Consider the following 21,255-nt stretch of genomic DNA (forward strand, 5'->3'; position numbering starts at 1 on the left):
AGGGCCCGGACGTCGTCGCGGCCTGGCACGGAGGACCGGAGGCAGACAGCGGGAGGGCCCCGACGCGGTGCGTCGGGGCCCTCCCGCAGGTCCGTCAGGCGGAGGTCAGGCGCAGGTCAGCGCTCGATCTCGCCGCGGATGAACGCCTCGAGCTGGGCACGGCCCTTGCCGTCCTCCATCTGCACCGGCGGCGACTTCATGAAGTACGTCGCGGCGGACAGGATGGGACCGCCGATGCCGCGGTCCTTGGCGATCTTCGCCGCGCGCAGCGCGTCGATGATGATGCCGGCCGAGTTCGGGGAGTCCCACACCTCGAGCTTGTACTCGAGGTTCAGGGGCACCTCGCCGAACGCGCGGCCCTCGAGGCGGACGTACGCCCACTTGCGGTCGTCGAGCCACGCGACGTAGTCCGACGGGCCGATGTGGACGTTGCGGTCCTCCTTCTTGCCGGCCAGCGGGCCGTCCTCGAGGTTCGACGTCACGGCCTGCGTCTTGGAGATCTTCTTGGACTCCAGGCGCTCGCGCTCGAGCATGTTCTTGAAGTCCATGTTGCCGCCGACGTTCAGCTGGTACGTGCGGTCCAGGATGACGCCGCGGTCCTCGAACAGGCGGGCGAGCACGCGGTGCGTGATGGTCGCGCCGACCTGCGACTTGATGTCGTCGCCGACGATCGGGACACCGGCGGCCTCGAACTTCGCGGCCCACTCCGGGTCGGACGCGATGAACACGGGCAGCGCGTTGACGAACGCCACGTTCGCGTCGATGGCGCACTGCGCGTAGAACTTCGCGGCGGCCTCGGACCCGACGGGCAGGTAGCAGATCAGGACGTCGACCTTGTTGTCCTTGAGCGTCTGGACGATGTCGACCGGCTCGGCGTCCGACTCCTCGATGGTCTCGGAGTAGTACTTGCCGAGGCCGTCGAGCGTGTGGCCGCGCTGGACGGTCACGCCGAGCGGCGGGACGTCCGTGATCTTGATGGTGTTGTTCTCCGACGCGACGATCGCCTCGGACAGGTCGAAGCCGACCTTCTTCGCGTCGACGTCGAAGGCAGCGACGAACTCGATGTCCTTGACGTGGTAGTCGCCGAACTGCACGTGCATGAGCCCGGGGACCTTGCCGTCGGCCGGCGTGTCGGCGTAGTAGTGAACGCCCTGGACGAGCGACGCGGCGCAGTTGCCGACGCCGACGATGGCGACGCGGATGGAGGTCATCCTCGCTCCTTCTCGGTGGATCTGGCCGGAGCGGCGTGCTCGCCGTCGGCGGTGGACGTGGCGCCGGCGCGGTGACCGGTGCCGGCGGGACGCGCGCGGCGGACGCCACGCTCGTTGTCGATGAGCCCGTCGAGCCAACGGACCTCGCGCTCGGCCTGCTCCAGGCCGTGGCGCTGCAGCTCGAGCGTGTACTCGTCCATGCGCTCGCGGGTGCGGGCGACGGACTGGCGGATCGTCTCGAGGCGTTCGGTCAGGCGGGTGCGCCGACCTTCGAGGATCCGCAGCCGGGTCTCGGCGTCGGTCTGCGCGAAGAACGCGAACCGCACGTCGAAGTTCTCGTCCTCCCAGGCCGCGGGGCCGGACGTGGCGAGCACCGACTGCAGGTGCTCCTTGCCGTCCGCGGTGATCTGGTAGACGATCCGGGCGCGCTTGCTCCCGACCGCGTGCGGGTCCGCCGGGGACTCGGTCCCCACGATCCAGCCGCGTTCGGCGAGCGACTTCAGGCACGGGTACAGCGACCCGTACGACAACGCCCGGAACGAGCCGAGGACGAGGTTGAGCCGCTTGCGCAGCTCGTACCCGTGCATGGGCGACTCGTGCAGCAGCCCGAGGATCGCCGGCTCGAGCACGTCGGAACGACCGCGCACTCCTGGCACCTCCTCTAGGCTGGGGCTCCCGCTCACGGACGTCCGTCCGATGTATCCGGGGCGATCTACTGAAGCGATGTATCAACTCGATACATCGCGCAGACTATGCCGCGCCGCTCGCCGGACACAAGTCGCCCGCGCCCGGCGCCCCGCGTGACCCGCCCCACACCCCGGCCGCACCCCGGGCCCGCTGCCGCGCGGCCGGCGTGCCGATCCTGTGAAAGGTCCTGGGACGACTCCCGACGAGGCGTCCCACGCCAGGCCTTCTCGCGCATACTGGGCGGCGCGTCCGCTGCGCACCCCGTCGAGCCCCCCGGCCGACGCGCGTCGCCGCAGCGCACGCCCCTCGTCGTCGTCAGGAAGGCATCACGTTGGCCGGCTCCTCCCGCGCGTCCTCCCGGTCGCGCCGCAGCACGCCGCGTGGCTCCCGCGCCCGCTCGACCAGCGCCGGCTCCGCAGGCACCCGCAAGCGCAAGTTCTTCGACTACCCGCGCTCGGGGTACACCGGCCTGCACCGCTGGCTGCCGTCGTGGCGGTTCATGCTGGGCTCGTTCCTCAGCGGCGTGTTCCTGGTCGCCGGTGCCGTCGTCGCCGCCTACGCGACGATCGACGTGCCCAAGCCGGGCGAGGACGTGCAGGCGCAGACGACGACCGTGTACTACGCGGACGGGTCCACCGTCCTGGGCACGTTCGCCGTGCAGAAGCGCGAGATCGTCGAGCTCGACACGCTGCCGGAGTGGGTCGGCAACGCGGTGGTCGCCGCCGAGGACCGCACGTTCTACGACAACAAGGGCGTGTCGCTGACCGGTATGGCGCGCGCGTTCCTCAACAACGTGCGCGGGGGCGACAAGCAGGGTGGCTCGACGCTCACGCAGCAGTACGTCGAGCGGTACTACGTGGACAAGACGACGACGGACTACGTCGGCAAGTTCCGCGAGGTCCTCCTGGCCGTGAAGATCACCAACCAGGAGTCGAAGCCGGAGATCCTCGGCCGCTACCTCAACACCATCTACTTCGGCCGCGACTCGTACGGCATCCAGGCGGCGGCGCAGTCGTACTTCGGCGTCGACGCCAAGGACCTGACGATCTCGCAGGCCGCGATGCTCGCCGCGATCATCCCGTCGCCCAACAACTGGGACCCGGCGGTCCGTCCGCAGCAGGCGCAGGCGCGCTGGCAGATCGTCATCGACCGGATGCTCGAGGACGGCCACATCACCAAGAAGCAGCACGACGAGGCCGCGTTCCCCGAGACGGTCGAGTACGTGCGCTCGTCGAAGTACGAGGGCCCCGACGGTCACCTGCTGAAGATGGTCGAGGACGAGATGGCCGGCGAGGCCATCAACATCTCCAAGGAGAAGCTCGACCGCGGCGGGTACAAGGTCGTCACGACCATCCAGAAGCCCGTGCAGGACCAGCTCCTCACGTCGGTCGGTCGGCTCCTGAAGGGCGAGCTCACCGACGGTGAGACCCCGCCGTCGCCGAACCTGAAGATCGCCGCCTCGTCGGTCGACCCGGCCACGGGCGGCGTCGTCGCGCTGTACGGCGGTCCGGACTTCCTGACCGACCAGATCAACTGGGCGACGTACGGCGACGGCGTCCAGGCCGGCTCGACGTTCAAGCCGTTCACGCTCGTCGCGGCGCTGCAGAGCGGGATCTCGCTGGACAAGCGCTACTCCGGCCGCTCGCCGATGACGCTCGACGGCTGGGGCGACGGCGACAAGCAGGTCACGAACTTCGGCGGGACGTCCTACGGCACGATGGACCTCGTCGACGCGACCGCGGACTCCGTCAACACGGTGTACGCGCAGCTCAACCTCGAGGTCGGGGCCGACAAGACGGCCGCGGTGGCGAACGCGGCGGGCGTCACGACCCCCGTCCAGGACAACCCCGCGAACGTGCTGGGCTCCGCGACCGTGCACCCGCTCGACATGGCGAGCGCGTACGCCACGTTCGCGGCGCAGGGCGTGCACCACGACGCGCACGTCGTCGCGAAGGTCCTCAACGCCAACGGCTCGGTCAACTACGAGACCGACGGCAACCCCGAGCGCCGCTTCGAGCAGGACGTCATGGCGGACGCGACGTACGCCATGACGCAGGTCGTCGAGCGGGGCTCCGGCGAGCCGTACATCAAGCCGCTGGGCGTCCCGGTGGCCGGCAAGACGGGCACCTCGACCGGCAACATCTCGGCGTGGTTCGTGGGGTACACCCCGACGCTCGCGACGTCGGTCGCGCTCAGCCAGGTCGGTGACGACGGCAGGTCGTGGAACAGCATCACGCCGTTCGGGCCGAGCCCGTGGGGCGGCAAGCTCGTCGAGGTGACGGGTGCGTCGATCCCCGCTCACCTGTGGGCCGACTACATGGGCCCGGTGCTGCAGATGGAGCAGTTCGCGAAGGAGCGGGACTTCCCGCCGCGCGCGGACGTGGGCGACAAGCCCACGCAGCGTCCGACGACGACGCCCTCGCCCACCCCGACGCCGACGACCGCGCCGACGACCGAGCCGACGCAGGACGCGACCGCGAAGGTGCCGTACCGACTGCAGGGCAAGACGCAGGGCGACGCGACGGCCGCGCTGCTCGCGGTGGGCCTGGAGCCGGTGATCGTGACCAAGCCGTCCGACGACGTCGCGGCGGGCCGGGTCATCTCGGTCGACCCGGCGGCGGGCACGCGGCTGCCGGTCGGGTCGCAGGTGACGCTCGTCGTCTCGTCTGGCCCGAAGCCCCAGCCGACGAAGAAGCCGGACCCGAAGCCGGACCCGACGCCGACGCAGACGCCTGCCCCGACGGAGGCACCGCCGGCGCAGGAGGAGGAGGGCGGGGGAGACGGTGGGGGTGCGTGACGCCTCGTCGTCCACAGCCCGACGATTTCGCCGCCGCGGAGCCGGGCCGGTAGGCTAGAACATTGCTGTGCCCGCTCACCCCTGCCGCCATCGGCGGGGACGCGGGACGGCGACCGGGTCCGACGAGGACCGGGCCGCCGCAGCGACGCACGAGAACCCTCCTGTCACGGAACGACCGTGACCGCTGAGACCAGAGGAGGTGGGTATGAGCCTGCGTCAGTACGAGATCATGATCATCCTCGACCCCGAGATCGAGGAGCGCACCGTCGCCCCGTCGCTCGACAAGTACCTGACGGTCGTCAAGACCGACGGTGGCTCGGTCGACAAGGTGGACGTCTGGGGTCGCCGCCGCCTGGCGTACGACATCAAGAAGAAGTCCGAGGGCATCTACGCGGTGGTCGACTTCACCGCGGAGCCGGCGACGGCCAAGGAGCTCGACCGTCAGCTCGGCCTCAACGAGGTCGTCCTGCGCACCAAGGTCCTCCGCCGCGAGGCGTGACCTGTGGGTGGGCGCGCCTAGCGTGCTCACCACCTCGAAGGACCTACGTCGAAGCAGTTCGGAATCGAGCGAGGAGCTGGCATGGCTGGTGAGACCGTCATCACGGTGATCGGGAACCTGACCGGGGACCCGGAGCTGCGCTTCACCCCGTCGGGTGCGGCCGTGGCCAACTTCACCGTCGCGTCGACGCCGCGCACGTTCGACCGTCAGAGCAACGAGTGGAAGGACGGCGAGACGCTGTTCCTGCGCTGCTCGATCTGGCGGGAGGCGGCGGAGTCGGTGGCGGAGTCGCTCACCAAGGGCACCCGCGTCATCGTGACCGGTCGCCTCGTCCAGCGCTCGTACGAGACGCGTGAGGGCGAGAAGCGCACGGTCGTCGAGCTGCAGGTCGACGAGGTCGGCCCGTCGCTGCGCTACGCCACGGCCAAGGTCACCCGGACCCAGCGTTCGGGTGGTGGCGGCGGTGGCTTCGGCGGCTACTCCGGTGGCGGCCAGTCGTCCGGCTCGGCCGGCGACGACCCGTGGGCCACGCCCGCTGGCGGCGGCTACTCGGACGAGCCCCCGTTCTGACCGGCCCCGCGGTCCCGCGCGTCTGACGCACGGTCCCGCACGAGGTCCCTCGAACCCCCAGACACCACATCCCCGGGCATGGCAACGCCCGGGGCTCCAGAGACAGGAGCACCGCGATGGCCAAGGCCGTTGTTCGTAAGCCCAAGAAGAAGCAGAACCCGCTCAAGGCAGCCAAGATCGAGGTTGTCGACTACAAGGACACCGCGCTGCTGCGCAAGTTCATCTCCGACCGCGGCAAGATCCGCGCGCGTCGGGTGACCGGTGTGTCCGTGCAGGAGCAGCGCGCGATCGCTCGCGCCGTCAAGAACGCCCGCGAGATGGCTCTCCTGCCGTACTCGTCGTCGGCGCGCTGAGAAGGAGGCCTGACGATGGCGAAGATCATCCTCACGCACGAGGTCACCGGCCTCGGCGCCCCCGGCGACGTGGTCGAGGTCAAGGACGGGTACGCCCGTAACTACCTGATCCCGCGCAACCTTGCCGCCCCCTGGACCAAGGGTGCGGAGAAGGACATCACGGCGATCCGCAAGGCTCGCAAGGCGCGCGAGATCGCCTCGCTCGACGACGCGAAGGCCATCCGCGACTCGCTGCAGTCGAAGCCGGTCGTCGTGTCGGCGAAGGCCGGCGACGCCGGTCGTCTGTTCGGTGCCGTGACGACCGCCGAGATCGCGGACGCGGTCAAGGCGTCGGGCGCCCCGGCGATCGACAAGCGCAAGGTCGAGATCGCGCAGCCGATCAAGGCCCTGGGCGAGTACACCGTCTCGGTCCGCCTCCACCCGGAGGTCGCCGCCACGGTGACCGTCAAGGTCGTGGCTGCCTGAGCTGACGCTCGCCGGAAGGCCCTCGTCCCCGACGGGACGGGGGCCTTCCGCATGCCCACGCACCCACCTGCCCACCGCGCCACCCTCAGCCGCCGAGTGCGGACCGGACGGTCAGGTGCCGGTGACCATCCAGGCGGTGCCGCGCGCGCGGTAGCCGGTGGTCACGGCGCGGGCGAGCATGAAGACGCCGCTGAACGCCGCGGTCAGCCAGAGCAGACCCTGCGCACCGGGTGGGGCGTAGGCGCGGACCGCGAGGGCGAACGGCACGTAGACGACGAGCGTCGCGAGGCCGGCCCACGCGAGGAACCGCCCGTCGCCCGCGCCGATCAGCACGCCGTCGAGCACGAACACCCAGCCGGCGATCGGCATGCACACGCCCGCGACGAGCATCCCGACGACGATCGCGTGGCGCACCTCGTCGTCCGGCGTGAACAGCGGTGCGTACAGCGCGGCTGCACCGCCGAGGGCCGCACCCAGGACGACGCCGGCCCCGACGCCCCACTGCAGGGTCCGGCGCAGGACACCGCGCGTGCGCGGCACGTCACCTGCGCCGAGCGCGTGCCCGACGAGCGCCTGGGCGGCGATCGCGAGGGCGTCGAGCGCGAACGCGGCGAGCCCCCAGACGGAGCTGACGACCTGGTGCCCCGCGAGCGTCACGGCGCCGAGCCCGGTGGCGACCCAGGTGGTGAGCAGGATCGCGCCGCGCAGGGTGGCCGTGCGCGCGAGCAGGGGCAGGCCGTGCCGTGCGCTGGCCCAGATGCCGCCCGCGGCCGGGCGCAGGGACGAGCCGGCGGCACGGGCGCCGCGCACGACGACGAGGGCGAGCACCACGCCCATGCCGAGCTGGGTCAGGGCCGTGCCCGCGCCGGAGCCGGCGATCCCGAGGTGCAGGCCCCACACGAGCGTGACGTTGAGGGCCGTGTTGACGACCGCGCCGACGACCGCGACGCCGAGCGGGGTGCGGGTGTCCTGCAGCCCGCGCAGCGTGCCCGTGGCGGCCAGGACGACGAGCATGCCGACGAGACCGGGCGCGGACCAGCGCAGGTAGGTGACGGCCTGCCGCGCGGTCTCGTCGTCGGCGCCCATGAACCCCACCACCCACGGCGAGGCGAGCCACAGCCCGGCCGCGAGGACGACACCCAGGCCCAGCGCGAGCCACATGCCGTCGACGCCGACCTGCAGCGCACCCGCGTGGTCACCGGCACCGAGGCGGCGGGAGACCGACGCGGTGGTGGCGTAGGCGAGGAACACGCACAGGCCGACGACGGTGAGCAGGATGCTCGACGCGAGCGCGAGCCCGGCGAGCGCGTCGGTGCCGAGGTGCCCGACGACGGCCGAGTCCACGAGGATGAACAGGGGCTCGGCGACGAGCGCGCCGAGCGCCGGGACGGCGAGCGCGAGGATCTGCCGGTCGATGCTGGATGGTTGCTGTCCGTTGGCTGAGATGGCGGTCGCTCCCTGCGGTGTCCACACCGGTTGAACTTCATCTGTGCTCGTCACAGCGGTGTGTCGTCGTGTCGGCCCTCACTGTCCACAGGGCTGTCCACCGCCTGTGCACATCGTCACGCACAGCCTTCCCCAGGCCCGTCCACAGGTTGGTGGTCGCGTTTCCACAGGCTCGTCGCCTGATTCGCGCGACCCGCTGCGCCGCACCTAGTCTCGCGCGAGAACTCCTCCCCGCCCCGCAGGCCGAGCCACGTGTGGGCGGGCGCGTGTAAAACGGATGTTCGACGAGCTCCGTGACGCGGAGAAGGCGAAGGCAGAGAACAAGGTGCGCTGGTGACGATCGACGAGCTCGAGTACGGCATGCCGCCGGAGCCCGACTCCGGACGGCGCGAGTTCGACCGCACCCCGCCGCAGGACCTCGAGGCCGAGCGGTCCGTGCTCGGCGGCATGATGATCTCGAAGGACGCGATCGCCGACGTCATCGAGCAGATCCGCGGCACCGACTTCTACCGCCCCGCGCACGAGACCGTCTACGACGCGATCATCGACCTCTACGGCCGTGGCGAGCCCGCGGACGCGATCACGGTCGCCGACGAGCTCACCAAGCGCGGCGAGCTCGCGCGCATCGGCGGCGCCCCCTACCTGCACACGCTCATCGCGTCCGTGCCCACCGCCGCCAACGCCGGGTACTACGCGCGGATCGTGCGCGAGCGCGCCATCCTGCGCAAGCTCGTCGAGGCCGGCACCCGCATCGTGCAGCTCGGCTACGGGACCGACGGCGGCGACGTCGACGAGCTCGTCAACACCGCCCAGGCCGAGGTGTACGCCGTCACCGAGCGGCGCTCGTCGGAGGACTACCTGCCGCTCGCGGAGATCATCGGCGGGACCGTCGACGAGATCGAGGCCGCCGGTCACCGCGGGGAGGGGATGATCGGCGTCCCCACCGGCTTCTCCGACCTCGACCGTCTGACCAACGGCCTGCACCCGGGCCAGATGATCGTCGTCGCCGCCCGTCCGGCGATCGGCAAGGCCCTGGCGCTCGACACCCCGCTGCCCACCCCCACGGGCTGGACGACGATGGGGGAGGTCCGGGTCGGCGACCAGCTCCTTGCCGCTGACGGCACCCCGACGACCGTCGTCGCAGCTACGGACGTCATGGTGGACCGCCCCTGCTACCGGGTCTCGTTCGACGACGGGACGACGATCGTCGCGGACGCCCAGCACCAGTGGGCGACCCGCACGCGGGCCGACCGACGCCAGCGGGACGGCGGGATGCCGAGCATCTGGACCACCGAGGAGATCCACGGCACGGTGCGGTGCGCGACGGCCGACCGGCGCGCGAACCACTCGGTCGAGACCGCGCGCCCGCTGCGCCTCCCGGACGCCGACCTCCTCGTCGACCCCTACCTGCTGGGCGTCTGGCTCGGCGACGGCCACTCCGCGTCCGCGCGCTTCACCAGCGCCGACCCCGAGATCGCCATGCACATCGAGGGCCGCGGCTACGAGCTGCGCTCGGCGCCGACGAGCGGCCCCGCCCGCCTCTACACCGTGTCCTTGCCCAAGGACGACGTCGAGCCCCGCGCCTGCGAGGTCTGCGGCACGACATACGTGAACCCGCGTCGCCAGGTCCGGACGTGTGGCAAGTCGTGCGGGGGGAAGGTCAAGGTGTTGCGCGTCGGGGCGCCCGCCCCGACGTGCCCGGACTGCGGACGCGAGACGTCCGGCCTGCGGCGCTGCCAGGAGTGCCACTCCGCCCACGGCACGGTCCAGGCTCGGCTCCGGACGCTCGGCGTGCTCGGCAACAAGCACATCCCGGCTGCCTACCTGAGGGCGAGCGAGCGGCAGCGGCGGGACCTGCTCGCCGGGCTGCTCGACACCGACGGGACCGTGAACCCCACGGGCAGCCCGCAGATCACGCTGACCGACGAGCGCCTCGCGTGCGACGTCCGCGAGCTCGTGCACTCGCTCGGCTACCGCACGGGGTGGTCGACGCGCACCGTGGCCGGACGCTCCGCAGCGACGTCGACCGCCTTCACCATCACGTTCACGACCGACGACGAGGTCTTCGGCCTCGAACGCAAGAAGCTCGTGCACAAGGAACGCCGTCGTCGCTCGACACCCCGCCTGTGGCAGCGGTTCATCGTGTCGGTCGAGCCGGTCGAGTCCGTGCCGGTCCGATGCGTCGAGATCGCCCACCCCTCGCACTTGTACCTCGCGAGCGAGGCGATGGTTCCGACGCACAACTCGACGCTCGGCATCGACGTCGTCCGGTCGGCTGCGATCAAGCACAACCAGGCCGCGGTGGTGTTCTCGCTCGAGATGAGTCGCAACGAGATCGTCATGCGACTGCTCTCCGCCGAGGCGCGCGTGCACCTGCAGAAGCTGCGCACGGGGCAGATGGGTGAGGACGACTGGGCGAAGATCGCGCAGACCATGGGCAAGGTCTCGGGCGCGCCGCTGTTCATCGACGACTCGCCCAACATGTCGCTCATGGAGATCCGCGCCAAGTGCCGGCGCCTCAAGCAGCGTCACGACCTCAAGCTCGTCGTGATCGACTACCTGCAGCTCATGACGTCCGGGAAGCGCGTCGAGTCGCGTCAGCAGGAGGTCTCCGAGTTCTCGCGTGCGCTCAAGCTGCTCGCCAAGGAGCTCGAGGTCCCGGTCATCGCGATCTCGCAGCTGAACCGAGGCCCGGAGCAGCGCACGGACAAGAAGCCGCAGATGAGCGACCTGCGCGAGTCCGGCTGCCTCACCGAGGACACGCGCGTCCTGCGCGCGGACACCGGCGCGGAGACGACGCTCGGCGAGCTCTACGCGTTGCGCGCGACGGACGTTCCGGTCTGGGCGCTCGACGAGCGACTGCAGTACGTCCGCCGCCACCTCACCCATGTGTTCCCGACGGGCGTGAAGCCGACCTACCGGCTGCGCCTCGCCTCGGGTAAGGAGGTCACGGCGACCGCCAACCACCCCTTCCTGACCTACGAGGGCTGGACCCCGCTCGGTGAGCTCGAGCCGGGCACTCGCATCGGCGTCCCGCGGCACGTCCCGGGTCCGGAGCTCACTGCAGCCTGGGACGACCGCGACGTCGTCATGCTCGCGCGCATGATCGCCGGGCGGACTGCCCCGCACGCGGCGGCCTGGGCCGACGAGGTGTGGGCACAGCTCGGTGAGTCGATGCCGGCGTCGCTGTTCCACCTGCCCAAGCAGCAGATCGCGCTCTTCCTGCGGACGCTCCTCACGGAGAACGGCCGGGTCGAGCTGGAACGGTCGAGCGGCCGCGTGTCGCTGCGCGCGAGCGGGCGCTCCGTCCTCGACGGCGTCAGCCGTCTGCTGCTGCGGTTCGGCATCTCGACCCGGGTCCGCCGGTCCGCGGACGGTGTTGTGCTGGAGGTCGTCGAGAAGGACGACCTCCGGCGCCTCCTGCAAGAGATCGGGATCGAGGGCCGCCACGCAGGCGCGGCTCGAACCCTGCTCACGCGTGTCCGGGAGCGAGGCATCGACACGGCCACCGAGCCGGTCCGGCTCTGGGACGAGGTCCGCACCGTCCTGACCGCAGCGGCCGTGCGATCACAGGGTGAGGGTCGTGCGCCGCTCGCCCAGGTCGTCGACGTTCTCGACCGCGTCGAGATGCAGGTCGACGCCGTCAACGACCTTCTGTGGGACGAGGTCGTCGCGATCGAGCCGATGGGGGACAAGCAGGTGTTCGACGCCACCGTCGTCGGGACCCACAACTTCATCGCCAACGGCATCGCCGTCCACAACAGCATCGAGCAGGACGCGGACATGGTGATCCTGCTGCACCGTGAGGACGCCTACGAGAAGGAGTCTCCGCGCGCGGGCGAAGCGGACCTGATCGTCGCCAAGCACCGAAACGGCCCGACCGACACCATCACCGTCGCGTTCCAGGGTCACTTCAGCCGCTTCGTCGACATGCAGGCCTGACCCGGGCGTCTCCCGCCAGCTGTGTCTCCCGCCAGCCTAGGTCGCCCGCAACTGGGCCGACCCCGAACACCCACTGTCGAGATGCAAGATGGTTTGAGATTGAGGCGCGGATACTTCAAGTACGTTCGGCGTCAAGTTCGCTACCTGCCACTGCAGCCCCGACGGCGTTAGTCGCGAGGAGGTTCAGCGGGCGGCGTCGAGGAGGCTCGCGGCGACGTCGTCGAGGGCTCCGGGCACGAGAGAGTAGTACGCCCATCGTCCGCGCTGCTCGCGGGTGAGCAGGCCGGCGTCGACGAGGATCTTGAGGTGGTGGCTGACGGTCGGCTGGGCGAGGCCGACGGGCTCGGTCAGGTCGCACACGCACGCCTCGCGGTCCTGGTGCGCGGCGACGATCGAGAGCAGCTGGACGCGGGTGGGGTCGCTGAGCGCCTTGAACATCCGCGCGAGCTCGCGTGCCGTCTCGGGCTCGGCCGCTGCCCGGGTCGGTGGTGCGCAGCACGTGCCGGTCGACGGCGGCGTGGCGAGCGGCAGCGGTGTGGCGGTCATGGCAGCCATCTTGCCACGCATCGACGGTTGTGGATACGTTGCTCGGCGTCACCTATCGACGTACTTCAATGCGAGGAGTGGTCATGGCCGAGGTCGTGCGTGAGGAGCTGCCGGTCGTCGTGATCGGTGCCGGGCCGGTGGGGTTGGCGGCGGCGGCGCACCTGCTGGAGCGAGGGCTGGAGCCGCTGGTGCTCGAGGCGGGCGAGCGTGCGGGGGCGGCGGTCGCGTCGTGGGGGCACGTGCGGTTGTTCTCGCCGTGGCGCTATGACATCGACGCGGCCGCGCGTCGGCTGCTGGAGCCGACGGGGTGGGTCGCGCCGGACGCGGACGCGCTGCCGACGGGTGCGGACCTCGCGCGCGACTACCTGGCTCCGCTGGCGGCGACGCGCGCGATCGCCTCGCGGCTGCGCACGGGTACCCGGGTGCTGGCGGTGGCGCGTGACGGCGCGGACAAGACCCGCACCCTGGGCCGGGCGCGTCGCGGGTACCGGGTGCGGGCCCTGACCCCGGACGGGCAGGTGCAGGACGTGCTGGCGCGCGCGGTGATCGACGCGTCCGGCACGTACGCGACGTCGAACCCGCTGGGTGCCAGCGGCCTGCCGGCGGTCGGGGAGCGGGAGGCGGCGGCCTTCGTGACCGGGCCGCTGCCGGACGTGCTCGGTGCGCAGCGGGAGCGGTTCGCCGGGCGGCACACCCTGGTGGTCGGGATGGGGCACTCGGCGGCGAACACCCTGCTGAGCCTGGTCGAGCTGGCCGAGTCCGCGCCGGGTACGACGATCACGTGGGCGATCCGCGCCGGCTCGGCACGGCGGCTGTTCGGCGGGGGCGCGGCCGACGAGCTGCCCGCCCGCGGGCTGCTCGGCACCCGGCTGAAGGACGCCGTGGACGCCGGCCGGCTGACGCTGGTGACCCGGGTGTCGATCGAGCAGCTCGTGCCGACCGGGGACAGCGTGCGGGTGCTGGGCCACGCGCGCGAGGAGGCGCTGGACCTGCAGGTGCACGCGATCGTGAACGCGACCGGGTTCCGTCCCGACCTGGACATGCTGCGCGAGGTGCGCCTCGACCTGGACCCGGTGGTGGAGTCCCCGGCCCGGCTGGCCGAGCTGATCGACCCGAACTTCCACTCCTGCGGGACGGTGCCCCCGCACGGGGAGACGATGCTGTCCCACCCGGACGACGGGTTCTACCTGGTCGGGATGAAGTCCTACGGGCGCGCCCCGACGTTCCTGCTCGCCACCGGGTACGAGCAGGTCCGCTCGATCGCCGCGGCCCTGGCCGGCGACCGCGCCGGCGCGGACGCGGTCGAGCTCGAGCTGCCCGAGACCGGGGTGTGCTCGACCGACCTCGACGCCGACGGCGGCTCGTGCTGCGGCAGCGCACCCGAGCCGCAGCTGGTCACCCTGGGGGTCGGGGCGCCGGCGAGCATCGGCTTCGCCACCGGCGTCGTGCACGGCCGCTCGGGCGACCAGCCGGCGACCGGCACCGCGTGAACGTGCAGGTGCGCGCCGCGACCAGTGGCGACGTCGCAGGGCTCGCGCGGATCTACGACCACTACGTGGCCACGTCGACCGCGACGTTCGAGCTCGACCCGCCCGGCGAACCGGTGTGGCGGGACAAGCTCGACGCCGTCACCGGCGCGGGGTGGCCGTTCGAGGTCGCGCTGCTGGACGGGCAGGTCGCGGGGTTCGCGTACGTCGGTCCGTGGCGGCCGCGGCCGGCGTACGCGCACACGGTCGAGGACACGATCTACCTCGACCCGGCGGCGACCGGGCGGGGCATCGGCACCCGCCTGCTCGCCTCCGTCCTCGAGCAGGCCGCGGTGGCCGGCGCCCGGGAGGTGATCGCGGTGGTCGCGGACGGGGACACCGCGGCCTCGCTGGCGCTGCACCGGCGCGCCGGGTTCGACCCGGCGGGGCGCCTGAAGCGGGTGGGTCGCAAGTTCGACCGGTGGCTGGGCACGACGCTGCTGCAGAAGACCCTGGCCGGCGGGTGAACGGCCACGACGGCCCGGACGCCGCAGCGTCCGGGCCGTCGTCGCAGGCGCGGTCAGGCGTTGACCGGCTGGACGCCGAGCTCAGTGAGCAGGGTCAGGATGCGGGTGCGGATCTCGTCGCGGATCGGACGGACGGCCTCGACGCCCTGACCGGCGGGGTCCTCGAGCTTCCAGTCCTCGTAGCGCTTGCCGGGGTAGAACGGGCACGCGTCGCCGCAGCCCATGGTGACCACGACGTCGGAAGCCTGCACGGCCTCGGTGGTCAGGACCTTCGGCTTCTCCGCGCGGATGTCGATGCACTCCTCGAGCATCGCCTCCACGGCTGCGGGGTTGATCTGGTCGGCGGGCATCGACCCGGCCGAGCGGACCTCCACGGCCCCGCCGGACAGGTGCCGCAGCCACCCGGCGGCCATCTGCGAGCGGCCAGCGTTGTGCACGCAGACGAACAGCACGCTGGGCTTGGTGGTCGCGCCGTCGGCCGTGGTCTCGGTGGCGGTGTCGGTCATCAGGCGTGCTCCTCGGGTCGGTCGGTGGTGGACGGCAGCAGGTCGGCGAGCAGGGCGCGCACGCGCGCGTCGATGTCGTCGCGGATGGCCGCGACACCTTCAGGGGAGGCCAGGGCGGGGTCGCCGACGACCCAGTCCTCGTAGCGCTTGCCGGGCAGGATCGGGCAGGTGTCGCCGCAGCCCATGGTGATCACGACGTCCGCGGCGCGGACGGCGTCGTCGGTCAGCGGCTTGGGGAACACCGCCTCGGCGTCGGTGCCGAGCTCGGCGAGCAGCGGGCGGACGGTGGCGTGCACGGCCGCAGCCGGGGCGGACCCGGCGGAGCGGGCGATGACGGTGTCGCCGGCGTAGTGGCGCAGCAGGGCCGCGGCGAGCTGGGAGCGGCCGGCGTTGGCGACGCAGACGAACAGCACCTGCGGCACGTGCCCGCCCGGGGTGGCGGCGCGGGTGATGTCGGCCAGGCGCTGGGCGGCGAACCGCTGCGCCGTGGGCACCAGGTGCGCGGTGGTGCCGGCGCCGCGGGCCAGCGCGGCGTAGGACTCGCGCACGGTGCGCAGCACCAGGTCCGGGCGCAGGTCGGGGAACCGGGGCGCGAGGTCGTCCGCGACCCGGGTCAGGGTGGCGTCGACGTCGCCGAGGCCGGTCAGCGGGCGGGCGCGGTGGTGGGCGGCGTCCAGCGCGGCGGGGGCGAAGGAGTCCAGCAGGGCGGTGACCGCACCGCGCACGTCGGGGGCGACGCGGTACCGGACCCAGGTGCCGCGCCGCTGCGAGGTCAGCACGCCGACGTCCTTGAGGACCTTGAGGTGGTGGGAGACGGTCGGCTGGGAGACGTCGGCGACGGTGGCGATGTCGCACACGCACGCCTCACCGGTGGAGCTGGTGGTGATGAACGACAGCATCCGCAGCCGCAGCGGGTCGGCCAGCGCCTTGAGCATGGTCGCGACCTGGGCGGCGGCCTGCGCGCCCATCGCGTGCGCCTCGGGTGTGGGGGCGCAGTCCGAGCCGGTCGGCGCCGGCCGTTCGGGGGACAGGGTGCTCACGAGCGGACCTCCTGGCCGTGCGGGGTGGCGTAGGGGTCGGTGGCGAACCACCGGCGTGCCGCCCACAGGGAGACGTAGACGAGGCCGACGAGGACGGGGACCTCGATGAGCGGTCCGACGACACCGGCCAGCGCCTGCCCGGAGGTGGCGCCGAAGGTGCCGATCGCGACCGCGATGGCGAGCTCGAAGTTGTTGCCGGCGGCGGTGAACGCCAGCGTCGTCGAGCGGGCGTAGCCCAGGCGCAGTGCCTTGCCGGTGGCCAGGCCGACGCCCCACATCACGGCGAAGTAGACCAGCAGCGGCAGGGCGATGCGGGCGACGTCGAGGGGGTTGCGGGTCACGGCGTCGCCCTGCAGGGCGAACAGCAGCACGATCGTGAACAGCAGCCCGTACAGCGCCCACGGCCCGATCCGCGGCACGAACCGCGACTCGTACCAGTCTCGGCCCCGGGTGCGCTCGCCGATCGCGCGCGAGGCGAACCCGGCGGCCAGCGGGACGCCGAGGAAGACCAGCACGTTGAGCGCGATCTGCCCGACCGAGACGTCCAGGCCCTGGGTGTCCAGGCCGAGCCAGCCCGGCAGGACGCTGAGGTAGAACCAGCCGAGCACGGAGAACGCCACGACCTGGAAGACGGAGTTGATCGCGACCAGGACGGCCGCGGCCTCCCGGTCCCCGCAGGCCAGGTCGTTCCAGATCACGACCATCGCGATGCACCGGGCCAGGCCCACGATGATCAGGCCGGTGCGGTACCAGGGCAGGTCGGGCAGGAAGACCCACGCCAGGGCGAACATCAGCGCCGGCCCGAGGACCCAGTTCAGCGCGAGCGAGCTGACCAGCAGCCGCTTGTCGCCGGTGACCGCGCTGACGCGGTCGTAGCGGACCTTGGCCAGCACCGGGTACATCATCACCAGCAGCCCGAGCCCGATCGGCAGCGAGATCCCGCCGACCTCCAGGTGCGCGAGCGCGTCGGCGAGCGACGGCACGAACCGGCCGAGCGCGAGGCCGGCGAGCATCGCCGCCCCGATCCAGGCCGGCAGCCACCGGTCCAGGGTGGACAGGCGCCGGGTGGCGAGCTGCTGGGGTGCGGGCAAGGTCTGAGCCACGGGCGAGGTCCTTCGTCTGGGAGGGGCGTGCTCAGGTGAGCAGGTCGTCGATCTCGGCGGCGATGACCTGGCGCGGCTTGGCGCCGATCAGCGACTTCACCGGTGCCCCGTCGACGTAGAAGCTCAGCGTCGGGATGGACACCACGCCGGCGGCGGTGACGGTCTGCGGGTTGGCGTCGGCGTCGAGCTTGACGATCTTCACGCGGCCCGCGTAGTCCTCGGCCAGCTGCTCGAGCACTGGGGCGACCTGGCGGCACGGGCCGCACCAGGTGGCCCAGAAGTCGACGATCACCGGGACCTCGGAGCGCAGCACCTCGGCCTCGAAGGTGGCGTCGGTGACGGTGGTGGTGGGCATCAGACCTCCTGCAGCTGGTGGGCGACGCCGGGGGCGACGGGGCCGGCGGTGCCGACGTCGCCGAGCCCGGTCAGGTAGTGCTGGGCGTCCAAGGCCGCGGCCGCGCCGGACCCGGCGGCGGTGATGGCCTGGCGGTAGGTGTGGTCGACGACGTCGCCGCAGGCGAACACCCCGGGCAGGTTCGTCAGGGTGGTGCGGCCCTGCACCCGCACGTACCCGTTCTCGTCCAGGTCGACCTGCCCGGTCAGCAGCTCGCTGCGCGGCACGTGCCCGATCGCGACGAACACCCCGGCGGCCGGGTGCTCGCGGGTGGCGCCGGTGACGGTGTCGCGCAGCCTCAGAGCGGTGACCTTGTCCTCGCCGTGGATCGCGACGACCTCGCTGTTCCACGCGAACGCGATCTTGGGGTTCGCCGCGGCGCGGTCGGCCATGATCTTCGAGGCCCGCAGCGCGTCGCGGCGGTGCACCAGGGTCACCTTCGAGGCGAACCGGGTCAGGAACGTGGCCTCCTCGACCGCGGAGTCCCCACCGCCGACCACCACGACCTCCTGCCCGCGGAAGAAGAACCCGTCGCACGTCGCGCACCAGGACACCCCGCGCCCCGACAGCCGCTTCTCGTCGACCAGGCCCAGCTCGCGGTACGCCGAGCCGGTGGCCAGCACGACCGCCCGCGCGGTGAACACCTCACCGCCGGCCGTGGTCACCCGCTTCATCGGCCCGGTCAGGTCCAGGGCGGTTACGTCGTCCAGGAGCACCTGCGCCCCGAACTTCTCGGCCTGCGCGCGCAGCTTGTCCATCAGCTCCGGGCCCTGGATGCCCTCGGGGAAGCCGGGGAAGTTCTCCACCTCCGTGGTGTTCACCAGCGCACCGCCGGCGGTCACCGACCCCGCGACGATCAGCGGGGACAAACCGGCCCGGGCGGCGTAGATCCCCGCGGCGTACCCGGCGGGGCCCGATCCGACGATCACGACTTCACGCTGCATCGACATGTCTCTATATTGACAGACGTGAACACAACACGGAACCAGGCAGAGGCGAACGTCCGGCGAACGGTGCTGTTCGTCTGTGCGCACAACGCCGGTCGCTCCCAGCTCGCTGCCGGCCTCGCCGCCGCCCGGGCGGGCGACACGGTCCGGGTGCTGTCGGCGGGCACGAATCCGGGCGAGAGGGCCGACGCAACGGTCCTCGCGTCACTAGCCGAGCTCGGGATCGACCGCAGCGACCAGATCCCGCAGCCCGTCACACCTGAGCTCATCGCCCAGGCCGACGTCGTGATCGCTCTCAAGCCGAACCTGGCCCTGCCCGCGCATCCCCACGTCGAGACCTGGCCGCTACCCGACCCCGAGGGATGGGACCTCGAGGGCATCCGACCGCTGCGCAATCACCTCGACCACAGGATCGAGGACCTGCTGACAGAGATCGTTCCCTGAGATGCCGGAGCAAAACCGCCATTCGCACGAACGGCAGGAGGCGGTCGTACCTTGACCGGGCGGAGGCGGCCAGCCCTCAGCAGGCAAGGTACGACGCTCAGCGGCAGTCAATCTGTCGTGCATCTCGACACCCACACAGCACAGCAACCTGACCCGTCGACCACGGCAGGGTCCGCAGCGGTCGGTGCACGTTCAGGCGCGGGACGAGGGTCGCTCTGCCAACGCATCTCGCTTCAGCCGCACACCCGCCGCCGGGCCTACGGCGGATTCAACTGGTCGTCGCAACACCTTGATCCCGGAGGTGTGTCGTGGCGAAGGCGGACTGGCGGAAGAAGACGAGCGATGTTCCCGAGGGCCTGCGCCGGCAGTGGCGGGCTGACCGCGCGTTGCGCCCGGCGATGCGCTCGCCCGGTCGGCCGGACCCGTCGCGGGTGGTGCAGCGTCAGTTCTGGCGGCTGATCGCGACGGGGGTCACGACGGTGGAGGCGTCGTTGACGGTCGGCGTGTCATGGCCGGTGGGCACCCGCTGGTTTCGACACGCTGGCGGCATGCCGCCGATCTCGCTGGCCGAGCCCACGGGCCGCTACCTGACGTTCGAAGAGCGTGAGGAGATCGCGCTGTGCCAGGTGATGGGCTACGGGGTGCGGGAGACCGCCGCCCACCTGGGACGATCCCCGTCGACGATCTCCCGGGAGCTACGCCGCAACGCTGCGACCCGTTCCGGGAGACGGGAGTACCGGGCCACGGTCGCTCAGTGGAAGGCGCAGGAGGCCGCCAAGCGTCCCAAGGTCGCCAAGCTCGCCGTCAACGACAGGCTGCGCGAGTACGTCCAGGAGCGCCTGGACGGCACCGTGCGACGCTCCGACGGGACGGTCGTGGCGGGACCTGACACGCCCGGATGGAAGGGTCGAAAGATGAAGCCCCGCCGGGCGGACCGGCGTTGGGCGACGGCCTGGAGCCCGCAGCAGATCAGCAACCGGCTGCGGCTGGAGTTCCCCGATGATGAGTCCATGCGGATCAGCCACGAGGCGATCTACCAGGCGTTGTTCATCGAGGGGCGCGGTGCGCTCAAGCGTGAGCTCGTCGCGTGCCTGCGCACCGGACGGGCGCTGCGCGAACCGCGCGCCCGCACCCGCAACAAGCCGCAGGGGCACGTCACCGCCGACGTGGTGTTGTCGCAGCGGCCCGCCGAGGCCGCCGACCGGGCGGTGCCCGGGCACTGGGAAGGCGACCTGATCATCGGGACCGGCCGCTCCGCGATCGGCACGCTCGTCGAGCGCGCCAGCCGCGCCACGATCCTGGTGCACCTGCCACGCCTGGAGGGCTGGGGAGAGGAGCCCGTCGTGAAGAACGGCACCTCGCTCGGCGGGTACGGGGCCCTCGCGATGAACGCCGCGCTGACCGCGTCCATCACCACCCTGCCCGTGCAGCTGCGTCAGACGCTGACGTGGGACCGCGGCAAGGAGCTGTCCGGACATGTCGACCTGACGCTCGCCACGGGCACGAAGGTCTACTTCGCCGACCCGCACTCGCCCTGGCAGCGCCCCACGAACGAGAACACCAACGGGCTGCTTCGCCAGTACTTCCCCAAGGGCACCGACCTGTCGCGCTGGAGCGCGGGCGACCTCGAAGCCGTCGCGCTGACCCTCAACAACCGCCCCCGCAAGGTCCTCGGCTGGCGCACCCCCGCCGAGGTCCTCGCAGAGCAACTACGCTCCCTCGAACAGGCCGGTGTTGCAACGACCGGTTGAACCCGCCTACGGTGTGACGCGCGCCCACGCGGCGCGCCGGCTGAACCGGAGGCGCGAGTGCTGATCCGACCTGAACGTCCCGACGATGTCGACGCCATCGACCGGTTGACCACCGCCGCCTTCGAGCCGCAGTGGTTCAGCGACGGTTCCGAGGCGGCGATCATCCGGTCGCTGCGGGAGTCGGGGGACCTGACGCTCTCGTTGGTGGCGGAGGATGACGGCGAGGTCATCGGTCATGTCGCGCTCTCGCCGGTGACGGTCGACGGGTCGCACGGCGGCTGGTTCGGGCTCGGGCCGATCTCGGTCCGCCTCGACCGGCAACGGCGGGGTGTCGGTCGCGCACTGGTCGCTGAGGCGCTGGACCGGCTGCGATGCCAGGGAGCGCGGGGTTGCGCGTTGATCGGCGATCCGGCCATCTATGGCCGGATGGGCTTCACCGGTGGGGGCGGGCTCTCCCACCTGGAGCTGGACCGGTCCCTGGTCCAGCAGGTCACCTTCTCGGGTCCTGCGCCGCGGGGTGAGCTGCGGTTCGCTGCAGCGTTCGCAGCTGCGGGTCACTGA

Annotated in this window: 20 protein-coding genes; 11 read left to right on the top strand and 9 right to left on the bottom strand. The window is 71.7% G+C overall.

Annotated elements, in window-relative coordinates; all coding sequences use genetic code 11:
- Window positions 1–116: 116 nt before the first annotated feature.
- Window positions 117–1,211, bottom strand: coding sequence for an inositol-3-phosphate synthase (locus CBP52_RS13930; RefSeq protein ID WP_094181451.1), 1,095 nt, complete (start codon window positions 1,209–1,211; stop codon window positions 117–119).
- Complete coding sequence (locus CBP52_RS13935) at window positions 1,208–1,858, bottom strand: PadR family transcriptional regulator (protein ID WP_094181452.1); 651 nt, start codon at window positions 1,856–1,858, stop codon at window positions 1,208–1,210. Before CBP52_RS13935 ends, CBP52_RS13930 begins: the two co-directional genes overlap by 4 nt.
- A gap of 371 nt (window positions 1,859–2,229) precedes the next feature.
- Between CBP52_RS13935 and CBP52_RS13940 the strand changes: the two genes are divergently transcribed.
- The 5 genes from CBP52_RS13940 (at window position 2,230) to rplI (ending at window position 6,582) form a co-directional block, all read left to right on the top strand.
- Window positions 2,230–4,695, top strand: a complete 2,466-nt coding sequence (locus CBP52_RS13940) for a penicillin-binding protein (protein WP_094181453.1) — start codon at window positions 2,230–2,232, stop codon at window positions 4,693–4,695.
- A 205-nt stretch (window positions 4,696–4,900) separates the two neighbouring features.
- Window positions 4,901–5,194 carry a 30S ribosomal protein S6 gene (gene rpsF / locus CBP52_RS13945; RefSeq protein ID WP_094181454.1) on the top strand — a complete coding sequence of 98 codons (294 nt, stop codon included), beginning with the start codon at window positions 4,901–4,903 and terminating at the stop codon, window positions 5,192–5,194.
- 81 nt (window positions 5,195–5,275) lie between these two features.
- The gene (locus CBP52_RS13950; protein ID WP_094181455.1) at window positions 5,276–5,764 is read left to right on the top strand and encodes a single-stranded DNA-binding protein; all 489 of its coding nucleotides are present in this window, start codon (window positions 5,276–5,278) and stop codon (window positions 5,762–5,764) included.
- A gap of 116 nt (window positions 5,765–5,880) precedes the next feature.
- Window positions 5,881–6,117, top strand: a complete 237-nt coding sequence (gene rpsR, locus CBP52_RS13955; RefSeq protein WP_013885186.1) for a 30S ribosomal protein S18 — start codon at window positions 5,881–5,883, stop codon at window positions 6,115–6,117.
- A 15-nt stretch (window positions 6,118–6,132) separates the two neighbouring features.
- Window positions 6,133–6,582, top strand: a complete 450-nt coding sequence (rplI, locus tag CBP52_RS13960; protein WP_094181456.1) for a 50S ribosomal protein L9 — start codon at window positions 6,133–6,135, stop codon at window positions 6,580–6,582.
- 111 nt (window positions 6,583–6,693) lie between these two features.
- Here rplI and CBP52_RS13965 read toward each other — a convergent pair whose 3' ends face one another.
- Entirely contained in the window at window positions 6,694–8,055 is a 1,362-nt protein-coding gene (locus CBP52_RS13965) for an MATE family efflux transporter (protein WP_094181457.1), read from the bottom strand.
- A gap of 333 nt (window positions 8,056–8,388) precedes the next feature.
- Here CBP52_RS13965 and dnaB point away from each other — a divergent pair, with 333 nt between their 5' ends.
- Window positions 8,389–11,970, top strand: a complete 3,582-nt coding sequence (gene dnaB, locus CBP52_RS13970) for a replicative DNA helicase (protein ID WP_198303613.1) — start codon at window positions 8,389–8,391, stop codon at window positions 11,968–11,970.
- Window positions 11,971–12,153: 183 nt separating this feature from the next.
- Here the strand turns inward: dnaB and CBP52_RS13975 are convergent, their stop codons facing one another.
- Window positions 12,154–12,537 carry a metalloregulator ArsR/SmtB family transcription factor gene (locus CBP52_RS13975; protein ID WP_094181459.1) on the bottom strand — a complete coding sequence of 128 codons (384 nt, stop codon included), beginning with the start codon at window positions 12,535–12,537 and terminating at the stop codon, window positions 12,154–12,156.
- 62 nt (window positions 12,538–12,599) lie between these two features.
- Here CBP52_RS13975 and CBP52_RS13980 point away from each other — a divergent pair, with 62 nt between their 5' ends.
- Window positions 12,600–14,006, top strand: a complete 1,407-nt coding sequence (locus tag CBP52_RS13980) for an FAD-dependent oxidoreductase (protein WP_094181460.1) — start codon at window positions 12,600–12,602, stop codon at window positions 14,004–14,006.
- The gene (locus tag CBP52_RS13985; protein ID WP_094181461.1) at window positions 14,003–14,509 is read left to right on the top strand and encodes a GNAT family N-acetyltransferase; all 507 of its coding nucleotides are present in this window, start codon (window positions 14,003–14,005) and stop codon (window positions 14,507–14,509) included. The genes CBP52_RS13980 and CBP52_RS13985 overlap by 4 nt, the downstream gene beginning before the upstream one ends.
- A 53-nt stretch (window positions 14,510–14,562) precedes the next feature.
- Here CBP52_RS13985 and CBP52_RS13990 read toward each other — a convergent pair whose 3' ends face one another.
- The 5 genes from CBP52_RS13990 to trxB are packed head-to-tail and all read right to left on the bottom strand — an operon-like array spanning window position 14,563 to window position 18,502.
- On the bottom strand, window positions 14,563–15,015 hold the full coding sequence (locus CBP52_RS13990) for an arsenate reductase ArsC (RefSeq protein ID WP_094181462.1): 453 nt from the start codon (window positions 15,013–15,015) through the stop codon (window positions 14,563–14,565).
- The gene (locus CBP52_RS13995) at window positions 15,015–16,055 is read right to left on the bottom strand and encodes a metalloregulator ArsR/SmtB family transcription factor (protein ID WP_094181463.1); all 1,041 of its coding nucleotides are present in this window, start codon (window positions 16,053–16,055) and stop codon (window positions 15,015–15,017) included. The genes CBP52_RS13990 and CBP52_RS13995 overlap by 1 nt, the downstream gene beginning before the upstream one ends.
- Window positions 16,052–17,158 (bottom strand): ACR3 family arsenite efflux transporter, encoded by a 1,107-nt coding sequence (gene arsB / locus CBP52_RS14000; protein ID WP_198303465.1) that lies wholly within the window; start codon window positions 17,156–17,158, stop codon window positions 16,052–16,054. The genes CBP52_RS13995 and arsB overlap by 4 nt, the downstream gene beginning before the upstream one ends.
- 31 nt (window positions 17,159–17,189) lie before the next feature.
- A complete protein-coding gene (trxA, locus tag CBP52_RS14005; protein ID WP_198303466.1) occupies window positions 17,190–17,513 on the bottom strand; it encodes a thioredoxin in 324 nt (107 codons plus the stop codon).
- Entirely contained in the window at window positions 17,513–18,502 is a 990-nt protein-coding gene (gene trxB / locus CBP52_RS14010) for a thioredoxin-disulfide reductase (RefSeq protein WP_094181465.1), read from the bottom strand. Before trxB ends, trxA begins: the two co-directional genes overlap by 1 nt.
- A gap of 18 nt (window positions 18,503–18,520) precedes the next feature.
- On the opposite strand from trxB, the gene CBP52_RS14015 reads away from it, so the two are divergent.
- The 3 genes from CBP52_RS14015 to CBP52_RS14025 all read left to right on the top strand — a co-directional run bounded on the left by CBP52_RS14015 (window position 18,521) and on the right by CBP52_RS14025 (window position 21,255).
- Entirely contained in the window at window positions 18,521–18,943 is a 423-nt protein-coding gene (locus CBP52_RS14015; protein WP_094181466.1) for a low molecular weight phosphatase family protein, read from the top strand.
- A 548-nt stretch (window positions 18,944–19,491) separates the two neighbouring features.
- Entirely contained in the window at window positions 19,492–20,694 is a 1,203-nt protein-coding gene (locus CBP52_RS14020; protein WP_157732641.1) for an IS30 family transposase, read from the top strand.
- A 57-nt stretch (window positions 20,695–20,751) separates the two neighbouring features.
- Complete coding sequence (locus tag CBP52_RS14025) at window positions 20,752–21,255, top strand: GNAT family N-acetyltransferase (protein ID WP_094181468.1); 504 nt, start codon at window positions 20,752–20,754, stop codon at window positions 21,253–21,255.

It is taken from the genome of Cellulomonas sp. PSBB021 (genome assembly GCF_002240455.1).
Classification (GTDB): domain Bacteria; phylum Actinomycetota; class Actinomycetes; order Actinomycetales; family Cellulomonadaceae; genus Cellulomonas; species Cellulomonas uda.

Bases quoted from the DNA above. Each gene is read 5' to 3' on its own strand.
- CBP52_RS14020 (WP_157732641.1), top strand. From the start codon at position 19,492: ATGCCGCCGATCTCGCTGGCCGAGCCCACGGGCCGCTACCTGACGTTC.
- trxA (WP_198303466.1), bottom strand. From the start codon at position 17,513: ATGCCCACCACCACCGTCACCGACGCCACCTTCGAGGCCGAGGTGCTG.
- rpsR (WP_013885186.1), top strand. From the start codon at position 5,881: ATGGCCAAGGCCGTTGTTCGTAAGCCCAAGAAGAAGCAGAACCCGCTC.
- dnaB (WP_198303613.1), top strand. From the start codon at position 8,389: ATGCCGCCGGAGCCCGACTCCGGACGGCGCGAGTTCGACCGCACCCCG.
- CBP52_RS13930 (WP_094181451.1), bottom strand. From the start codon at position 1,211: ATGACCTCCATCCGCGTCGCCATCGTCGGCGTCGGCAACTGCGCCGCG.
- rplI (WP_094181456.1), top strand. From the start codon at position 6,133: ATGGCGAAGATCATCCTCACGCACGAGGTCACCGGCCTCGGCGCCCCC.
- CBP52_RS13980 (WP_094181460.1), top strand. From the start codon at position 12,600: ATGGCCGAGGTCGTGCGTGAGGAGCTGCCGGTCGTCGTGATCGGTGCC.
- CBP52_RS13950 (WP_094181455.1), top strand. From the start codon at position 5,276: ATGGCTGGTGAGACCGTCATCACGGTGATCGGGAACCTGACCGGGGAC.
- CBP52_RS13990 (WP_094181462.1), bottom strand. From the start codon at position 15,015: ATGACCGACACCGCCACCGAGACCACGGCCGACGGCGCGACCACCAAG.
- trxB (WP_094181465.1), bottom strand. From the start codon at position 18,502: ATGTCGATGCAGCGTGAAGTCGTGATCGTCGGATCGGGCCCCGCCGGG.
- CBP52_RS13975 (WP_094181459.1), bottom strand. From the start codon at position 12,537: ATGCGTGGCAAGATGGCTGCCATGACCGCCACACCGCTGCCGCTCGCC.
- rpsF (WP_094181454.1), top strand. From the start codon at position 4,901: ATGAGCCTGCGTCAGTACGAGATCATGATCATCCTCGACCCCGAGATC.